The 5,075-nt window shown below is 51.5% G+C and carries 5 protein-coding genes; all 5 read right to left on the bottom strand.

Features of this window, described 5'->3' with window-relative positions; all coding sequences use genetic code 11:
• A partial coding sequence (locus tag CPT76_RS03095) for an uS7 family ribosomal protein (protein ID WP_483870032.1) occupies positions 1-190 on the bottom strand: 190 nt, incomplete at its 3' end.
• Positions 191-232: 42 nt separating this feature from the next.
• The gene (rpsL, locus tag CPT76_RS03100) at positions 233-655 is read right to left on the bottom strand and encodes a 30S ribosomal protein S12 (protein WP_076176731.1); all 423 of its coding nucleotides are present in this window, start codon (positions 653-655) and stop codon (positions 233-235) included.
• 143 nt (positions 656-798) lie between these two features.
• On the bottom strand, positions 799-1,050 hold the full coding sequence (locus CPT76_RS03105) for a ribosomal L7Ae/L30e/S12e/Gadd45 family protein (protein WP_105441902.1): 252 nt from the start codon (positions 1,048-1,050) through the stop codon (positions 799-801).
• A gap of 160 nt (positions 1,051-1,210) precedes the next feature.
• Positions 1,211-4,825 carry a DNA-directed RNA polymerase subunit beta' gene (gene rpoC / locus CPT76_RS03110; RefSeq protein ID WP_105441903.1) on the bottom strand — a complete coding sequence of 1,205 codons (3,615 nt, stop codon included), beginning with the start codon at positions 4,823-4,825 and terminating at the stop codon, positions 1,211-1,213.
• A 13-nt stretch (positions 4,826-4,838) separates the two neighbouring features.
• Positions 4,839-5,075, bottom strand: a 237-nt coding sequence (locus CPT76_RS03115; RefSeq protein ID WP_146116138.1) for a hypothetical protein, incomplete at its 5' end; no start/stop codon positions are given.

Here is a 5,075-nt window from a genome sequence, read left to right on the forward strand (position 1 = left end):
CTTCAAACACTTCCATAGGATCTTTACCTGTACGTTCTTGAATCAGCTTGAACGAATTGTAAAGGATGCTTTGGGCAACACCTCTTTTACCATCCAGCATGATGCGGTTGATAAGGCGTGTAACCAGTTTGCTGTTGTACACCGGATCTGGCAATACGTCTCTCTTACTAACTGGACCTTTGCGTGGCATGGATATCCCCCTTTCTTAAGTCTTGAAATCTTATAGAATCAATTACGATTTTTTAGCTTTCGGACGTTTCGCGCCGTATTTGGAACGAGCTTGCATCCGGTTGTTCACACCTGCAGTATCAAGCGCACCGCGAACGATATGGTAACGAACACCTGGAAGGTCTTTTACCCGTCCACCGCGAACCAATACCACACTGTGCTCTTGCAGGTTGTGTCCGATCCCCGGAATGTAAGCAGTCACCTCGATGCGGTTCGTCAAGCGAACACGGGCATACTTACGAAGCGCGGAGTTCGGTTTCTTCGGAGTCATTGTACCTACACGGGTGCAGACACCACGTTTTTGAGGAGCGCTAAGTCCTGTCTCTTCACGCTTCAGAGCGTTGTATCCTTTCTGCAATGCAGGGGACTTCGACTTGTAGATCTTAGCTTGACGTCCTTTGCGAACTAGCTGGTTAATTGTTGGCATGTTAGCCACCCCCTTCCCATAATACTTATCCTCATTACAAACCTCTTTTTAAGTCCACAGACCCAGGCGGTTCATAAAAGAACAAATGAAAAGTCTTTGCCGGAAGAACTCTGTTGATTCTCCAACAAAAACGTTCCTTACAACTATGATTTAACGATAGCGGCCATCGCTGCGCCCACTTCAATTCCACATGCTTTACCCAATTGATGCATAGTATCCACATAGGTGATCTTCACTCCATGCTTAGTGCAAAGAGCTTCAACCTTTGAAACGAGCCGGTGTTCCGCATCTTCCGCCACAAACACTTCGGCGGCTTGGCCCAATTCTACGAGTTTCATCGTTTGTTTGGCACCGATCTTGACATGAGCATCCTGTAATCCTTTATCATTAGACATCTTGCGATTCCTCCAAAAGCACAGGGGTACTTAACTACTCACGCACCTTTGCTATATTAGCACTTGCATTAGGCGATGTCAAGAATGTTTCAGGAAAGTTTTCGCGGAAGCAGCCTTTTTTCATGCCGCCTCCGCGCAAAACCGCCTGTTTAGCAGTCTATTACTCTACTGTTGCCGTTTCAAGCTCCTTGGAGTCCTGATCTTCGATGTTCGGATCATCGAATTTGACGCTGCGGTAACGGTTCATACCGGTACCTGCAGGGATCAATTTACCGATGATGACATTTTCTTTCAGGCCGAGCAGCTGGTCAACCTTGCCTTTGATCGCCGCATCGGTAAGAACGCGGGTCGTCTCCTGGAAGGATGCCGCGGACAAGAAGGAATCGGTCTCCAGGGAAGCCTTGGTGATACCGAGCAGAACCGGTTTGGCCACCGCAGGCTCTTTTCCGGACAGGATTGCTTCTTTGTTCGCTGCTTCGTATTCATGAATGTCGGTGAATGATCCAGGAAGAAGCGGTGTATCTCCCGCATCGACGATACGGATTTTACGCAGCATCTGCTTGATCATTACTTCGACGTGCTTATCGTTGATTTCTACGCCCTGGTTACGGTATACGCGCTGTACTTCCTGCAGAATGTAGTTCTGCACCCCGCGGATGCCTTTAATGCGCAGCATTTCTTTCGGGTCGATGGAACCGTCTGTCAGCTCGTCGCCGGCTTCGATTTCCTGACCTTCGCTTACGCGCAGACGGGAACCGTAGGTAACGGAGTACACTTTCGTTTCCGCTTCACCTTGGACTTCGATTTCACGACGGTCTTTCGCTTCGCGGATTTCCTTCACAACGCCGTCGATTTCACTAATGGTTGCTTGACCTTTCGGATTCCGGGCTTCGAAAAGCTCCTGAATACGCGGAAGACCTTGGGTAATATCGTCCCCTGCGACACCACCGGTATGGAACGTACGCATGGTAAGCTGGGTTCCTGGTTCACCGATGGATTGTGCCGCGATGATGCCGACAGCTTCCCCGATTTCCACGAATTTGCCTGTGGCCAGGTTGCGTCCGTAGCACTTCTTACATACGCCGTGACGAGCACGGCAGCTGAGTACCGAACGGATTTGCAGTTTTGTTACGCCGGAGTTGACGATCAGGTTCGCTTTATCCGAATCGATCAGCTCGTTGCGGTTAACCAGAATTTCGTTGGTTTCCGGATGACGAACCGTCTCGAAGCAGTAGCGTCCTTCAATACGGTCATACAGATCCTCGATAACCTCTTTACCATCCTGAATCCGGCTGACGGTAAAGCCTTTATCGGTACCGCAGTCTTCTTCGCGGACGATAACGTCCTGGGCAACGTCTACAAGACGGCGTGTCAGGTAACCGGAGTCCGCTGTGCGCAGCGCGGTATCCGCCAGACCTTTACGGGCACCGTGCGTCGACAGGAAGTACTCGAGGACGGTCAGGCCTTCACGGAAGTTGGACTTGATCGGGAGTTCGATGATCCGGCCGGATGGGTTCGCCATCAGACCCCGCATGCCGCCGAGCTGAGTAATCTGCGATTTGTTACCCCGTGCTTTGGAATCAACCATGAGCATGATGGAGTTAAAGCGGTCCATGGATTTCATCAGGATGTCCGTAATGTCATCCTTCGCCTTGGACCAAATATCGATAACGCGGTCGTACCGTTCTTCGTTCGTAATCAAGCCGCGGCGGTATTGGTTCGTAACGACTGCAACCTTCTCGTCGGATTCCTTCAGGATCGCCTGTTTCTCATCAGGAACGATAACGTCTGATACCGCAACGGTTACGCCGGCACGTGTCGAATACGTGAAGCCGAGCTGCTTGATTTTGTCTAGAATAACGGAAGTTTCCGTCGTATGGTAAATCTCGAAGCAGCGGGCAATGATTTGGCCCAGATACTCTTTACCAACAGCGCTGCTTATAGGCAGGTCGTACATGCGCTCGCGGATGTCCGCGCCTTTTTCATAGACGAAATATTTTTCCGGCGTTCCGTTGAACAGATTGTCGCGGGTTGCTTCGTTAATGTACGGGAAGCTGCTCGGGAAAATTTCGTTGAAAATGATGCGTCCGACGGTCGTCAAGAGCATTGCGTCCTGCTGCTTGTCGGTAAAGCTCGTTTTGCCGAGCGCTTTTACCGGAATGGCTACCCGTGCATGCAGACCTGCGGTTCCGCGTTGGTAAGCCGATACGGCTTCGTTCACGGAGCTCAGAATCATGCCGGAACCTTTCTCTTCCTTGTTGTCCATGGTCAGATAGAAAGATCCGAGAACCATATCCTGCGAAGGAGTTACGACAGGTTTACCGTCTTTAGGGTTCAAAATGTTGCCGGATGCCAGCATGAGGATACGGGCTTCAGCCTGTGCCTCTGCGGACAGCGGAACGTGAACCGCCATCTGGTCACCGTCGAAGTCGGCGTTGTAAGCCGTACATACGAGCGGATGCAGACGGATCGCGTGACCTTCTACCAGGATCGGCTCAAACGCCTGGATACCGAGACGGTGAAGCGTAGGGGCACGGTTCAGCAGAACCGGATGCTCTTTAATGACTTCTTCGAGAACGTCCCAGACTTCCGGACTTACGCGCTCAACCTTACGTTTGGCGCTCTTAATGTTATGGGCGAGGCCCTTGTTTACAAGTTCTTTCATGACAAACGGCTTGAACAGTTCCAGCGCCATTTTCTTCGGCAGACCGCACTGATACATTTTCAGGTACGGACCAACGACGATAACGGAACGGCCGGAATAGTCAACGCGTTTACCGAGCAGGTTTTGCCGGAAACGTCCTTGCTTACCTTTCAGCATGTGGCTGAGGGATTTCAGCGGACGGTTGCCTGGTCCAGTCACTGGACGGCCGCGGCGGCCGTTGTCGATCAGGGCGTCAACCGCTTCCTGCAGCATCCGTTTTTCGTTCTGAACGATGATGTCCGGAGCTCCCAGGTCAAGCAAACGCTTCAAGCGGTTGTTCCGGTTGATCACGCGGCGGTACAGGTCGTTCAGGTCAGACGTTGCAAAACGTCCGCCGTCCAGCTGTACCATCGGGCGCAGTTCCGGAGGGATAACCGGCAATACGTCCATGATCATCCACTCTGGCTTGTTGCCGGAGTTGCGGAAAGCCTCGATGACTTCCAGACGCTTGATCGCACGATTACGGCGTTGGCCTTGAGCCGTGCGCAGCTCTTCCTTCAGAAACTCGAGTTCCTTTTCGATATCGAGATCCTGCAGCAGCTTCTTGATCGCTTCAGCACCCATGCCCGCTTGGAAACCATAGCCGTATTTTTCACGGTAACTGCGGTATTCTTTCTCGGACAGAAGCTGTTTCTTCTCCAGAGGCGTATCTCCAGGGTCGGTTACTACATAAGATGCAAAGTAAATGATCTCTTCCAGAGATCTTGGCGACATATCCAAAGCGAGACCCATACGGCTCGGAATGCCTTTAAAGTACCAGATATGGGATACAGGAGCTGCCAGCTCAATATGGCCCATCCGTTCGCGGCGCACCTTCGCGCGGGTAACTTCTACGCCGCAGCGATCGCAGACTACGCCTTTGTAACGGACACGCTTATATTTGCCGCAATGGCATTCCCAGTCTTTTTGCGGTCCAAAAATCCGTTCGCAGAACAGGCCTTCTTTCTCCGGTTTGAGCGTACGGTAATTGATGGTTTCCGGCTTTTTCACTTCTCCGCGGGACCATGAACGAATTTTCTCCGGGGATGCAAGCCCGATCTTCATGAATTCGAAATTGTTAACGTCCAACAAGGAGCAACCCTCCTTAACCTAGTCCTAATGATTTAAACCGTGAATGAGGACGGACGGTATCCCCGCCCGCCTTCACACGGTCTTTATCCACTCCGACTTCTTCGCCTTCCAGGTTGAGGCTCAGCTTATCGCCGGCTGCCTCGTCTTCATCATCGAGCTCTTTCATCTCGATCTCCTGCTCGTCACCGCTCAGGATCTTAACATCCATACCGAGGGATTGAAGCTCTTTGATCAGAACCTTGAACGATTC

The sequence above is a fragment of the Paenibacillus sp. AR247 genome, from assembly GCF_002968895.1.
GTDB classification, from domain to species: Bacteria; Bacillota; Bacilli; order Paenibacillales; family Paenibacillaceae; genus Paenibacillus_AQ; species Paenibacillus_AQ favisporus.